Here is a 13,403-nt window from a genome sequence, read left to right as displayed (position 1 = left end):
TTACAACCGGCCTTTTTAGTATATATTTATTTAGAAAAGATTACTTTCTGCTCCATTCAAGAATAGAATCCTTATTCATTTTTACATAATCATAATTGTTTGCTTTTTCCGCACCTGCCAGTGATTGTTTTGCAGTTTCAATAGCACCTTTCTTATCTCCCATTTTAGCCTGGATAAGAGATTTTTGTCTTAAAATATAAAATGGAACATCCTGTCCGCTTGGTGTCTTAGCGATAGAATTATTAATCCAATCTAAAGCTTTATTCATATCGGCGTTAGACTGGTAGTAGTATTGTGCTGCAGAGAAGTAATCGCCAGCACTTGGCCCTGCCATTGCAGTTTCAATACTTTCAATGGCTTTTTCCTTAGTAGGAACGACGAATTTTAAAGTAACTTTGGTTCTTTCCCAAGACAATTCAAGGTTTGCAAAGTCATTATCAAGATCTGCAATGTTAATAGTAAATGTCTCTATGTTTTTAGGAAGAAACTCCGGTTTAACTGTAGTTCTTAAAACCTCTTTTTTCTCATCCCATTTTTCAGGTAATCCCCAGTTGTGTGTATCACCATAAAAAATAATATCCCAGCTGTCTGCCTTTGGTAAAGTATATAAGGCATACTCACCTTTAGGAAGTGTTTTTCCGTCAATAACTACATCATCACTAAAAGTAATAACAGTATTAGTATTCGCACCGGTTCTCCATAATTTCCCAAAAGGAACTAACTCTCCATAAACAGATCTTCCTCTGGCACTTGGGCGTGAATAATCAATTTTAACATTTGTAAGCCCTACGGTCTGTTCAATTTTTGCTGACGGACTAGCCATTGGAGTCTGTACCTGAGCGTTTGTTGTTAAGCAGCCCAGCATTATAGCACCTGCAATAAGTAATTTTTTCATTTTAACCTGATTTTGTTTTATATATTGATACTGCGAAATTAATGATTATGCGTTTTACGATTGTTAAAAAATACCAAAAATAAGGTTCAACAAAGCTTAAAATTCCCTTGTGTTCCCTAACTTCACACAGTTTAATACTTAAAATATAGCCTGTTTTGTACACACTACATAAAACACAAAAAATACCTGTAAGTTTAAATGAAGCTTGGAACTTTATTTCTACTCCCAAAAACCTTGCCGTAATTACCCCACCCTCAATGGGTTTCGTAACATTATCTGGTGATGATAAGGATATGTTTGCCGGACAGATTATACATTACCATGTTAGTCCGTTACTGGGGTTAAAAATGGAATGGGTAACCGAGATAACCCATGTTGAGGATAAGCACTTTTTTGTTGATGAGCAACGTTTTGGTCCTTATAAATTTTGGCATCATAAACACTTTTTAAAAGAGATAGCAGGAGGTGTTGAAATGGAAGATATTATACACTACAAACTTCCTATGGGTATATTAGGCAAAATGGTGCAGCCTTTTATGGTAAAACCTAAACTGGAAGAAATTTTTGAGTACAGAAAAAATAAGCTAATTGAACTTTTTGGAGAATTTAACGACTAATTGAACATGAACATATTCTGGTTTAGAAGGGATTTACGAATAGAAGACAATACCGGGCTCTACGAAGCATTGAACAGTGATGAAAAAGTGTTACCCATATTTATTTTTGATAAAAACATTCTTGATGAATTACCTAAAAGTGATGCAAGAGTAACTTTTATATATGAACTTCTTAGTGACCTGAATAAAGCTTTCAAATCACATAACAGTTCACTTGCAGTATTTCATGATACTCCTGAAAATGTATTCAAAAAACTGGTCTCCGAAAACAAAATAAAAGCTGTTTACACCAACCATGACTATGAACCTTACGCTTTAAAAAGAGATAAAGCTATACTTCAATTATTTAAAGATAATAATATTGTATTTAAGCATTTTAAAGATCAGGTAATATTTGAAAAAAATGAAGTAGTTAAGGATGACGGAACTCCTTATGTGGTATACACACCATTTATGAAAAAATGGAAAGAAAAGTTTACCGAAAGTGATATCAGACAACATCATCCGGAAAACAAGCTTGATAATTTAGCTTCACATTCGTATCCGTTTTTAGAGTTAAAGGATATTGGTTTCTCAAAAAGTGACATAAAAGTTAAACCCTACAATACCGCCCCTAGCCTTATAGATAATTATGAAGACACCCGAAACATTCCCTCTATTGAAGGAACTTCGTTTTTGAGTCCGCATTTACGTTTTGGTTCGGTGAGTGTTCGTCAGTTAGTTAAAAAGGCATTAGAAAGTAAAAACCAGACTTTTTTAAACGAACTGATATGGCGTGAGTTTTTTATGCAAATATTATGGCATTTCCCCGAAACGGTTAGTAAGAGCTTCCGTCCTAAATACGACAACATCAAATGGCGTAATAATGAAACGGAATTTAAAGCATGGTGTGATGGTAAAACCGGATATGCTATGGTAGATGCCGGCATGCGTGAACTGAACAACACCGGCTATATGCATAACAGGGTACGTATGGTGGTAGCCAGTTTTTTATGTAAACACCTGCTAATTGACTGGCGCTGGGGTGAAGCTTATTTTGCCGAAAAGCTATTAGACTACGAACAATCCAGTAACGTAGGTAACTGGCAATGGGCCGCAGGAAGTGGTGTAGATGCTGCTCCTTACTTCAGGGTGTTTAACCCTATAGAACAAGCCAAAAAATTTGATCCTGATTTAAAATATATAAAAAAATGGGTACCTGAATATCAGGAAATAAACTATAGGCCAATTGTAGATCACAAAGAAGCACGTGAGAGAGCACTTAAAGTTTATAAGCAAGCCGTACAATAATATTTGGCAAAACATAAACTTTAAATACATTTGTGTAGCAATACTATACAACCAAACAGATGATAGCATACAACCCAAAAGAGTGGTTTTCATTCATATTCCGTTTTCATAAGGCCGACACATTCAGAAAGTTACTTCCTTTAATGCTTGCCATCGGTTTGTATTCATTAGGTGTAGCGTACCTTGAACTGGAATACTGGAAGGTGTCTGAAAGCAGCCATGTTAAAAACATAACTGTAATGCATACCCTGTTGGGATTTGTTATATCGTTATTACTCGTGTTTAGGACCAATACAGCTTACGATCGTTGGTGGGAAGGCCGAAAAGCTTGGGGAGCACTGGTAAACAACAGCCGAAATCTGGCTATTAAAATAGCTGTTATGGTAAAAAGTGATAAGGATAAGGAAATTTTCAGGAAACTTATCCCTGCCTATTCTGCCGTTTTGAACCTGCACCTTAAAAACGTAGATGTTAAGCACGAACTTTTTGATAATGCTACCCTATCTGACGATCATTATAAGCATAAGCCAAACCAGATAGCAAAAACTATAATCGCTAAAATTAATGAGTTATACGAACAGGGAAAAATTACAGGAGACCAGCTTATTGTACTTAATGCCGAAATGCAGTCATTAACCGATATTTGTGGTATTTGTGAAAGAATTAAAAATACCCCTATTCCCTACTCTTACAGTGCTTTTATAAAGAAATTTATATTTATATATGTAATGTCATTACCTTTTGGTTACGTGTTTTCACTTGGTTACTTGGTGATACCTGTTGTTATAGTAATTTTTTATGTACTTGCAAGCTTGGAACTTATTGCCGAAGAGATTGAAGATCCGTTTGGTTATGACCCTAACGACCTGCCAACAGCAAGGCTTGCTGAAATGATGCAAAAAAATGTGGAGGAGCTAATCTATTAATTTAGTTTCCCGTTAACATTTTCACATTTGTAATTTCCTTAATATTATACTTTAAAAGATACTATGGAAGCCGAAGATAAAAAAGAACATGATGATGATGGTGTTACCCAGTATACCGACAGTGTAGACACTAATGCTCATTATGATAAATCAGGTAAAATAACCCGGGAGGATTTTAGGGATGAGAAAGACAGCATCAATAACTGGGATGCCGAGAAAAACCGATCAGGAAGGCATAAATAATTAATAATTCCCGGTAAGAGAGTTGAATGTACTTTCGCAATGTATATCTATGGTTTTACTTAAACCTACTTCTTATTTACCTCATAGTGAAAATGACGTAAAAATATGACTGGAAACAAATTATCTATAAAAGAAATAGAGCATAAAGATGTAAAACTTATTGCAGACTATTGGTTTAATTCTGATAATGAATATCTTTTAAATATGGGGGTTGATGTAGAAAAACTCCCTGCCAGAGAGGATTTCATCACAATGCTGCAAACTCAGATTACCTTACCCTATAATGAGAAAAAAGTATATGGTGTCGTTTGGTATGTAGATGACAAGCCAATAGGACACAGTAACCTAAACCCGCTTGTTTATAAGGATCATGGTTATATGCATTTACATATTTGGCACGAACAATACAGAAACAAAGGTTATGGTATTGATTTTATTAAAATGAGTACAGCAGCATATTTTAATAACCTTAAACTTAAAAAACTATACTGCCAGCCAAATGCCTTTAACCCATCACCAAACAAAACACTTGAAAAAGCAGGATTTAGATTAGTAAAGGAATATATCACTACACCAGGCTCCATTACGTTTGAACAGGTAGTAAAACTATGGGAAACAAACGGGGCAATAATATAAGTACAACATCCGTTTTTTGTAAAAGCTGATTTATTTTTACTTAATTTGTACTGTATTATTTTAGGCACGCTAATTGCTGCTTACGTTAAAAAGATCAAAACCTATATGAAATACCTTTGTACCCTTTTGCTTATACTTTGCCTTACCCCAAAGCTAATGGCTCAGGGTGGCGATAAGCCACGCGGAGGTATTGCCATACCGCGTGAGGAAAATCCGCAAACATCACCTGAACCCGAAACTGATGATGAGACTCCAAGCCTGTTTAGTTTTGAACCTCCAAAAAAAGAACTAGACCCTCGTTTTCAGATTGGTGTAGACAGAACAGATACATCTCCTATGTCTACAGAAAGTCAGTTTGCTGATAATACCGATCAATATGAGGATAGAGTGAAAATTAAAATGGGCGGTGAATCAAATGAAGCCTATCGGGGTGATATGTTTTTGGGTGAAATACGAACCAATGCGGAGTATGTAAATTCATTTGCAGCCGACTTTGGTTTACAGGATGGTGACAGGATAAGAATTTGGCTTAACGGCAAAATAGTTATTAGTAATTTTGTATTAGCCAATAATCCGTCGGCTATACAAATACGACTTTCACCTGGCTTTAATAAAATTGACTTTGAAGCATTAAATCAGGGTACAACCGGTCCAAATACGGCAGATATAAGGATATATGACGACAACCGTAAGCTCCTTACGTCCAATCAGTGGAATCTTGCAACAGGATTTAAGGCTACAGTAATTATAGTTAAGGAAGATACTCCTGCTACAGCTCCCCCATCAACTAAAGACAAATCAGAGTAATATTTAAAATATTGGATATAAAAAAAGCCCGAAGTAATGATTCGGGCTTTTTAGTTTATTTATCTGTTAGCTTGAAGCATACATTTTCTTTCTCAATTCTTTGATTTTCTCATCATCAAGATAATCATCAAATGTCATATAACGATCAATAACTCCGTTTGGTGTAATTTCCAATACCCTGTTACCTACAGTTTGTGCAAACTCGTGATCATGAGTTGTGAACAGTACTGATCCTTTGAAGTTTTTAAGCGAGTTGTTAAATGCTGTAATCGATTCAAGGTCAAGGTGGTTTGTAGGCTCATCAAGCATTAAAACGTTAGCTCTTAACATCATCATTCTTGAAAGCATACAACGTACTTTCTCTCCTCCCGATAATACTCTTGAAGATTTTAAAGCCTCCTCTCCGCTAAATAACATTTTACCCAGGAAACCACGGATATAAACCTCATCGCGTTCTTCCTCTGTAGTTGCCCATTGACGTAACCAGTCTACAAGACTAAGGTCGGTATCAAAAAACTCATGGTTTTCTCCCGGAAGGTACGACTGTATAGTAGTAACGCCCCACTCAAATTTACCGCTATCCGGTTTGATTTTACCGTTTATAATTTCATAAAAAGCAGATGTGGCACGTGAATCTCTTGATACTACTACTATCTTGTCACCTTTAGCCATATTAAGGTTAAGGTCTTTGAACAGAAGCTCTCCGTCAATAGAAGCACTTAGGTCAGTGATATTAAGTATCTGGTCTCCAGCCTCACGTTCCTGTTCAAATATAATTGCAGGATAACGTCTGCTTGAAGGTTTAATATCATCAACTTTAAGTTTCTCAAGCATTTTTTTACGGCTGGTAGCCTGTTTAGACTTAGCCACGTTAGCGCTAAAACGCATAATGAACTCCTGAAGTTCTTTTTTCTTCTCTTCAGCTTTTTTGTTTTGCTGTGCTCTTTGTTTAGCAGCCAGCTGGCTTGACTCATACCAGAAGGTATAGTTACCTGAGTAATGGTTAATCTTACTGAAGTCAATATCTGAAATATGTGTACAAACAGCATCCAGGAAGTGACGGTCGTGAGATACAACAATTACAGTATTATCGTAGTTAGCCAGAAAATTCTCTAACCATGAAATTGTTTCAAAGTCAAGGTCGTTGGTAGGCTCATCCATAATAAGAACATCAGGATTACCAAACAAAGCCTGCGCCAATAACACACGTACTTTCAGCTTACTGTCCATATCTCCCATAAGGGTATAGTGAAATTCTTCACCAATACCTAAGCTTGATAATAAGGTTGCAGCATCTGAATCAGCATTCCAACCGTTCATTTCTTCAAAAACAACCTGAAGCTCACCTACTCTTTCACCATCTTTATCAGAAAAGTCAGGTTTAAGGTAAATTTCATCCATCTCCTTTTTTACAGCAAATAGCGTCTTGTTCCCCATCATTACGGTTTCAAGTACTGTATGCTCGTCAAACATATTGTGGTTCTGGTTAAGTACCGACATACGTTTGCCCGGTTCAAGGAACACATGTCCTGAAGTTGGGTCTATATCTCCTGCAAGTATTTTTAAGAAAGTAGATTTACCGGCACCGTTAGCACCAATAATACCATAACAGTTACCCTGAGTAAAAGAGGTGTTTACTTCGTCGAATAAAATTCTTTTACCAAACTGAACTGATAAATTTGAAACTGAAAGCATTTTAAAAAATTTTTGGCAAAACTACGAAAAATACAAGCAGTATCCTATTGGCCAATGTTATAATAAACATTAAAATATTTTAACGGTGTTTTAACAGCTTGCATACATAAGAACAAATATTTTTGTTAATGTACGGAAAAAACACAATGACAAACTACTATAAAAATTTACTACTGTTATTTACAATAATTGTTACCTTATCCTCATGTGGAAACCGTAACAATTATGAAGCTTATTTTGGTGGTGAAATAACCAGCCCAAAATCAGATCACATTTATTTTTGTCGTGATAATAAAGTTATTGATACTATAACATTAGACGAGAATAACAGATTCTTTATAAAGTTTGACTCCCTTACTCCCGGAATGTACAGTTTTAAACATGAGCCTTACTATCAATATGTATACTTTGATAAAAATGACAGCCTGATGGTAAATATAGATACAAGGCACTTTGATGAATCTATAGTATTTAGCGGTAAGGGTAATGAGAAAAATAATTTCATGATGGAATTATACCTTGTTAATGAAAAAGACCGCAACAGCTGTTTCTCCGTTTTTGATTATGACTTTGATAAATTCACAAAATGCATTGATTCCACTTACCAAAAAAGAATAGCCTATTATGAAGAAGAAAAATCAAGACTGGAATGGAGCAGTGGTTTTGATTTTTATGTAAAAGCCAGGCTGGACTTTAACTACTTCTCTAAAAAAGAATACTATCCCTACGCACACGCCTTAAAAACCGGAAAAAAAATAAACGATCTTATCCCTAATGATTATTATGATTATAGAGATGAAATAGAATTTAATAACCCCAAGCTTACCAACTATACGCCTTTTGTAAGATATTTTACAGCTATGCTTAATAATATGGCTATAAGCAAACATGAACCTTATAATATTCCGGAAGATACACTTGAAGAAAACATTACAAAACTAAACCTAGCCGACTCAATATTCATAAATGAAGATGTAAAAAATCAGGTACTAAATACACTTGCTTTTAACTACCTTCTTGAAGATAAAAATATTGTGAATCACGAAGCCTTTTTGGAGTGTTTTAACGAATTGTCTACAGATGATGATGACAGTAATGAAATTGTACGTATAGGGCAAGCTGTGGATGAACTGAGTGAAGGTAATAAACTCCCTGAAATAGAGCTCGTGGATAGTTATGATAATCCTATAGATATAAATAATGGTATTAATGAAAAAACAGTTATATTTTTCTGGACAAGCTGTTCTAAATCAAGACTCAAAGTTATTGATAAGAAAATAGACTTGCTCAAACAGCAATATGGAGAAATAGATTTTATAGCTATAAATGTTGATGAAGATGAGGAATGGAAAAAAACAATGAAGGAGTACTATCTTGAAAATGCCTGCCATTTAAGAGCTTCTAACTTCAAGGCATTAAAAGATAAGTGGGCGTTCACTAAAATAAACCGAACGATTGTGCTTAATCCCGACGGTACCATAAAAAAAGGTTTTGCCAATTTAATGGATTCAAACTTTAGCCGACACCTTCGCTAATTACCTTATTGGTATCCAGATTTCTTCTTCCGATTCGTCACTGCCATTTTTATACTTCTCCCCTAACACTTCAAAATGCGGGCGATTATCTAAAACATACCCCGACTGTGGCAACCATTCTTTCATTATATAGCTAAATACCTGTGTTGCATTAGCGGGACTTCCTTTGTAATAAAACACAGCATACATCCCTTCTTCCAGTTCAAATGTCTCCATTCCTCCGGGAATAGTGTTAAAATCAGTTACTTCAACCAGTGCCCATTTTTTGAATTCGGTAACAGGATTAAACTGTGAAAAGAAATTTTCATCATACACCTGTAATGAATACATCTCATTGCTAATATTATTAGCAATCTCTTTTCGCCTTGGCATAAAACTACGCCATAATTCGGCCGTCTTATTATCAATAAACGACATGTTTAGACTAACGCCAATCAGTTTTTTGGCAGAAATAGTTGTAATTATCGGAATCATATCTCAAAGATATAAACCTGATTGAATTAACTGGATGCAAATCCACTACAAAACTTTGACAGAATAATATATTGAATATTTTAACAATTAAACTAATAAAATTATATTTTTGATAGTACACTAAAATTAAAAATATATTTATGGAAGGAAAATTAGGAAATCCGGCGCCACTTGGTCTTATGGGCTTTGCAATGACAACCATACTGCTCAATATACATAATATGGGATTTTATCCGTTAAGCTCGGTGGTATTATCTATGGGGATATGTTACGGAGGAATTGCACAGGTAATAGCCGGTTTACTATCTTTCAAAAAAGGGAATACTTTTGCAGCCACAGCTTTTACTTCATATGGTTTCTTTTGGCTATCACTGGTATTGATATGGATGTTACCCGCAACAGGTATTGAAAACGCTCAGGCTACCCCGCCTAACTTTTTAGGTTGGTATTTGGCCTTATGGGGAATTTTCACAGCGTTTTTATGGGTAGGTACTTTTAAAAACAGTAAAGTACAACAGTTTGTGTTTTTATCGCTAACCATATTGTTTTTCCTATTAGCAACGGCTATCTGGACAAAAGACGTAAACCTACATAAAATAGCTGGTATTGTAGGTGTTATTTGTGGTAGTAGTGCTTTTTACCTTGCTATGGCCGAACTACTTGAAGAAGTAAAGGGCAGGAGAATTTTGCCTTATTAACAAGTAACTTAAGGCAACAACCATATTCTCCATTTAGGCCTGATTGCGAATTTTTTATAGTGATAAGAAAAAGCTTTAAATTCATCTGTCAATGGTAAGTTATTAGCCTGAGCATATTGGGTATAGTCATCTATAGTATTTAAAGGAATACTGGTCTTTTTCTCAAGATCATAAACAATAAAATCATAATCAGGAGAATTAGAATAATCACGGATTACTTCAGCACAAAGCTTATTTTGAGATACAGTAAATTTCCCGATATCAAAATCTTCGGAATCGTATGCATCCGGATTTGGATAAAAGTATACCATTCCACCATTACTACAAAACACATGCTGCTTATAACCTATAGGAACCATTACCGTTTCTCCAAGGCCGTTATCTCGCTCATAAGAAAACCTATATAATACTAATATCACAAAAAGAATTGGTATGCAGGAAAACCAGAAGGGTAACTTACGACTCGTGATTCCTGATATAAAAGAAAAGTTTGTTGTTTTAGCAATCAGTAATATAACTAATAACAAAACTCCTGAATATAGAAGTGACAGTAATAAACAGTGAATTAATGTTACGATAAGTTCAAAATAGGCTATAATCATGGTAAGGCAATTAATGTCTCAAAAATAAAATATAATAATATAAATCATATTGGTTTTAACAATTTCTTACTCCTACTTCCACTATAAAAATACCTTTAAAATCAGTATCTTTGCGTTTTGCACCAATTTGCTATGCTAAATAACGAAGAAACGATTGAAGTAATGGGCGCTCGTGCCCATAACCTTAAAAATATAGACGTAACCATACCAAGGGAAAAGCTTGTTGTTATAACAGGACTTTCGGGTTCCGGTAAATCATCCCTGGCATTTGATACTATATATGCCGAAGGCCAGCGCAGGTATATTGAGACCTTCTCGGCTTATGCGCGTCAGTTCCTTGGCGGGCTCGAACGTCCTGACGTAGATAAAATTGACGGACTTTCGCCTGTAATTGCTATCGAGCAGAAAACCACAAGTAAGAGTCCGCGTTCTACCGTTGGTACTATTACCGAGATATACGATTTCCTAAGGCTTTTATATGCCCGTGCCGGAGAAGCTTATAGTTATGTTACCGGAGAAAAAATGGTAAGCTACAGCGACGACCAGATCAAAGAGCTTATCGTAGAGAAATTTAATGGTAAGCGCATTACTATACTGGCTCCTATTATCCGTTCCCGTAAAGGGCATTACCGTGAACTTTTTGAACAAATTTCCAAACAGGGATTCCTAAAGGTTCGTGTAGATGGCGAAATCAGGGATATCGAAAGCGGCATGAAACTGGACCGTTACAAAACCCACGATATTGAAACGGTTATAGACCGCATGCAGGTTGACAGTAGTGAAGACCTGGACAAACGCATAAGCGAAAGTATCAAAACAGCAATGTACCACGGTGACGATGTAATGATGGTTATAGAACACGGTACTGATGATGTTCGTTATTACAGCCGTAATTTAATGTGCCCTACATCGGGTATCTCCTACCCTAATCCTGAACCAAATAACTTTTCGTTTAACTCCCCAAAAGGAGCGTGTGACAGTTGTAATGGTTTAGGTACTGTAAATGAAATCAATATCAAAAAAATAATTCCTAACCCTAAGCTATCTATCAAACAGGGTGGTTTTGCTCCGCTTGGAGAATATAAAAACTCATGGATTTTTAAACAACTAGAGGTAATTGGTGAAAAATACGGGTTTAAACTTACCGATCCTATAGAGACCATTTCGCAGGAAGCGATAAACATGATAATGAATGGCGGTAATGAGAAATTTACTGTCAACTCTAAAACTCTTGGTGTTAATCGAGAATACAAAATTGATTTTGAAGGAATTTCAAGCTTCATTCAAAACCAGTATGACGAAAGCGGTTCTACTTCTATAAAACGTTGGGCAAAAGACTTTATGGACGAGATAGAATGTCCGGTTTGCAATGGTACCCGACTTAAAAAGGAATCACTCTACTTTAAAATAGACGGTAAAAACATTGCCGAACTGTCTTTTATGGATATATCTGACCTTGCCGAATGGTTTGATAATCTGAACGACAGACTTTCTGAAAAGCAAAAAATTATAGCTTCGGAAATTGTAAAGGAAATCAAAGCCCGTTTAAGTTTCCTTCTGGATGTAGGTTTAAATTATCTGGCGCTTAACCGTAGTTCAAAATCCCTATCGGGTGGTGAAGCACAACGTATAAGGCTGGCAACACAAATAGGTTCACAGCTTGTAGGCGTATTGTACATTCTTGATGAGCCAAGTATCGGTTTACATCAGCGTGACAACGAAAAACTAATTCATTCACTGGAGCAGTTAAGGGATATAGGAAACTCGGTTATTGTTGTTGAGCACGACAAAGACATGATAGAGCGTGCGGATTATGTAATTGACATAGGTCCTGCTGCAGGACGTTTTGGCGGACAAATAGTAAGTAAAGGGACTCCGCAGCAATTACTTAAGGAGCATACCCTTACAGCAAGTTATCTAAACGGCGAAAGAGAAATTACTGTACCTAAAAAGCGTAGAGAAGGTAACGGTAAAAGCATAAAACTTAGCGGGGCCACCGGTAACAATCTTAAAAATGTTACCGTAGAGTTCCCTCTTGGTAAGCTTATTTGTGTAACTGGAGTATCAGGTAGTGGTAAATCAACACTTATAAACGAAACCCTGTACCCTATTCTTAACGCACACTTTTTTAATGCGGTTAAAAAACCGCAACCGTACAAAAAAATAGAAGGACTAGAACACATAGACAAGGTTATTGATATAGACCAGTCTCCTATCGGTCGAACACCACGTTCAAACCCTGCTACATATACCGATGTATTCTCTGAAATACGCAGGCTGTTTACCCAAACACCCGAGGCTATGATAAGGGGATACAAACCGGGACGCTTTAGCTTTAACGTTAAAGGCGGACGCTGTGAAACCTGTGAAGGATCGGGTCTTAGGGTTATAGAAATGAACTTCCTTCCTGATGTTTATGTGGAATGCGAAACCTGCCAAGGGAAACGTTTTAACAGGGAAACACTGGAAATCCGTTATAAGGGAAAATCAATATCAGATATACTGGATATGACAGTTGATGAGGCTGTTCCGTTTTTTGAGAACATTCCTAAAATTTTCCGTAAAATAAAAACAATTCAGGACGTGGGGCTTGGTTACATTACCTTAGGTCAGCAAAGTACTACCCTTTCGGGTGGTGAGGCACAAAGGATAAAACTGGCTACCGAACTTTCCAAAAAAGATACCGGAAATACCTTCTATATACTGGATGAACCTACAACAGGTTTACATTTTGAGGATATAAGGGTACTTATGGAAGTAATAAACAGACTGGTAAAAAAAGGAAATACCGTACTTATTATTGAACATAATATGGATGTTATTAAATTGGCCGACCATATTATAGATATTGGTTATGAAGGCGGTAAAGGTGGTGGTAAGCTAATAGCCGAAGGCACACCTGAAGAAATTATAAAGAATAAGAAAAGTTATACAGCAAAATTTCTTAAAAAAGAGTTATCTTAGTAAGTGACCTTAAAAATTTAA

Annotated in this window: 13 protein-coding genes; 9 read left to right on the top strand and 4 right to left on the bottom strand. The window is 36.0% G+C overall.

Going from position 1 to position 13,403, the window contains the following annotated elements; all coding sequences use genetic code 11:
- Positions 1 to 40: 40 nt before the first annotated feature.
- The gene (locus ABS768_RS00495) at positions 41 to 895 is read right to left on the bottom strand and encodes a DUF2911 domain-containing protein (protein ID WP_408072881.1); all 855 of its coding nucleotides are present in this window, start codon (positions 893 to 895) and stop codon (positions 41 to 43) included.
- A 155-nt stretch (positions 896 to 1,050) separates the two neighbouring features.
- On the opposite strand from ABS768_RS00495, the gene ABS768_RS00490 reads away from it, so the two are divergent.
- The 6 genes from ABS768_RS00490 to ABS768_RS00465 all read left to right on the top strand — a co-directional run bounded on the left by ABS768_RS00490 (position 1,051) and on the right by ABS768_RS00465 (position 5,414).
- Entirely contained in the window at positions 1,051 to 1,512 is a 462-nt protein-coding gene (locus tag ABS768_RS00490; RefSeq protein WP_408072879.1) for an SRPBCC family protein, read from the top strand.
- Positions 1,513 to 1,518: 6 nt separating this feature from the next.
- Complete coding sequence (locus ABS768_RS00485) at positions 1,519 to 2,802, top strand: cryptochrome/photolyase family protein (RefSeq protein WP_408072877.1); 1,284 nt, start codon at positions 1,519 to 1,521, stop codon at positions 2,800 to 2,802.
- A 59-nt stretch (positions 2,803 to 2,861) separates the two neighbouring features.
- A complete protein-coding gene (locus tag ABS768_RS00480; protein WP_408072875.1) occupies positions 2,862 to 3,728 on the top strand; it encodes a bestrophin family protein in 867 nt (288 codons plus the stop codon).
- 63 nt (positions 3,729 to 3,791) lie between these two features.
- Positions 3,792 to 3,971 (top strand): hypothetical protein, encoded by a 180-nt coding sequence (locus tag ABS768_RS00475; protein ID WP_408072873.1) that lies wholly within the window; start codon positions 3,792 to 3,794, stop codon positions 3,969 to 3,971.
- 105 nt (positions 3,972 to 4,076) lie between these two features.
- On the top strand, positions 4,077 to 4,607 hold the full coding sequence (locus ABS768_RS00470; protein ID WP_408072871.1) for a GNAT family N-acetyltransferase: 531 nt from the start codon (positions 4,077 to 4,079) through the stop codon (positions 4,605 to 4,607).
- A gap of 105 nt (positions 4,608 to 4,712) precedes the next feature.
- A complete protein-coding gene (locus ABS768_RS00465) occupies positions 4,713 to 5,414 on the top strand; it encodes a hypothetical protein (RefSeq protein ID WP_408072870.1) in 702 nt (233 codons plus the stop codon).
- Between the two features lie 66 nt (positions 5,415 to 5,480).
- Here ABS768_RS00465 and ABS768_RS00460 read toward each other — a convergent pair whose 3' ends face one another.
- Positions 5,481 to 7,109, bottom strand: coding sequence for an ABC-F family ATP-binding cassette domain-containing protein (locus ABS768_RS00460; RefSeq protein WP_408072869.1), 1,629 nt, complete (start codon positions 7,107 to 7,109; stop codon positions 5,481 to 5,483).
- 128 nt (positions 7,110 to 7,237) lie between these two features.
- Between ABS768_RS00460 and ABS768_RS00455 the strand changes: the two genes are divergently transcribed.
- Positions 7,238 to 8,644, top strand: coding sequence for a TlpA family protein disulfide reductase (locus tag ABS768_RS00455; RefSeq protein ID WP_408072868.1), 1,407 nt, complete (start codon positions 7,238 to 7,240; stop codon positions 8,642 to 8,644).
- Here ABS768_RS00455 and ABS768_RS00450 read toward each other — a convergent pair whose 3' ends face one another.
- Positions 8,645 to 9,118 carry a GyrI-like domain-containing protein gene (locus ABS768_RS00450; protein WP_408072867.1) on the bottom strand — a complete coding sequence of 158 codons (474 nt, stop codon included), beginning with the start codon at positions 9,116 to 9,118 and terminating at the stop codon, positions 8,645 to 8,647. It lies immediately after the preceding gene.
- A gap of 140 nt (positions 9,119 to 9,258) precedes the next feature.
- Here ABS768_RS00450 and ABS768_RS00445 point away from each other — a divergent pair, with 140 nt between their 5' ends.
- Positions 9,259 to 9,816, top strand: coding sequence for an acetate uptake transporter (locus tag ABS768_RS00445; protein WP_408072866.1), 558 nt, complete (start codon positions 9,259 to 9,261; stop codon positions 9,814 to 9,816).
- Positions 9,817 to 9,824: 8 nt separating this feature from the next.
- Here ABS768_RS00445 and ABS768_RS00440 read toward each other — a convergent pair whose 3' ends face one another.
- Positions 9,825 to 10,235 carry a hypothetical protein gene (locus ABS768_RS00440; RefSeq protein ID WP_408072864.1) on the bottom strand — a complete coding sequence of 137 codons (411 nt, stop codon included), beginning with the start codon at positions 10,233 to 10,235 and terminating at the stop codon, positions 9,825 to 9,827.
- A gap of 315 nt (positions 10,236 to 10,550) precedes the next feature.
- On the opposite strand from ABS768_RS00440, the gene uvrA reads away from it, so the two are divergent.
- Entirely contained in the window at positions 10,551 to 13,382 is a 2,832-nt protein-coding gene (gene uvrA, locus ABS768_RS00435; protein ID WP_408072863.1) for an excinuclease ABC subunit UvrA, read from the top strand.
- Positions 13,383 to 13,403 lie beyond the last annotated feature (21 nt).

The organism is Flavobacterium rhizophilum, from assembly GCF_046000485.1.
GTDB lineage: Bacteria > Bacteroidota > Bacteroidia > Flavobacteriales > Flavobacteriaceae > Flavobacterium > Flavobacterium rhizophilum.
Note: the sequence above shows the minus strand (reverse complement) of the source record. Positions and strands in the feature narration are given on the sequence as shown.